Source organism: Mycoplasmopsis mucosicanis, from assembly GCF_006546935.1.
Taxonomy (GTDB): Bacteria; Bacillota_I; Bacilli_A; order Mycoplasmatales; family Metamycoplasmataceae; genus Mycoplasmopsis; species Mycoplasmopsis mucosicanis.
Map to the genome: position 1 here is coordinate 1 of NZ_SMDN01000050.1, position 304 is coordinate 304.

Consider the following 304-nt stretch of genomic DNA (forward strand, 5'->3'; position numbering starts at 1 on the left):
TAAAGGTTAGAAATGTTTTAGATTCTAAAACTCCATCAGTGTATGAATAGTTTTTATTTAAGTTGGTTTGAGTTTTGAGTCATCTAAACATTTTTTCAATACTGTCTCTATTGTGATATGCATTTTGGACTTCATCAATTGTTTTTTCAGTGTTTGTTACTATGGCACAATATCCAGCGTTTTTTATATGTTTTTCAAATGATTCTTCCTTTGGTGTTACACTTAAAATTCTTCGTTTTTCATCGAGCTCAAAATCAAGATATTCAGAAAAATTATGTTCAACTTCTTTTGTTAATTTTTTCAT

The 304-nt window shown here is 27.3% G+C and carries 1 protein-coding gene; it reads right to left on the reverse strand.

All coding sequences use genetic code 4. The features are described 5' to 3' along the window. Window positions 1–304, reverse strand: a 304-nt coding sequence (locus tag E1I18_RS03760; RefSeq protein WP_211334727.1) for a hypothetical protein, incomplete at both ends; no start/stop codon positions are given.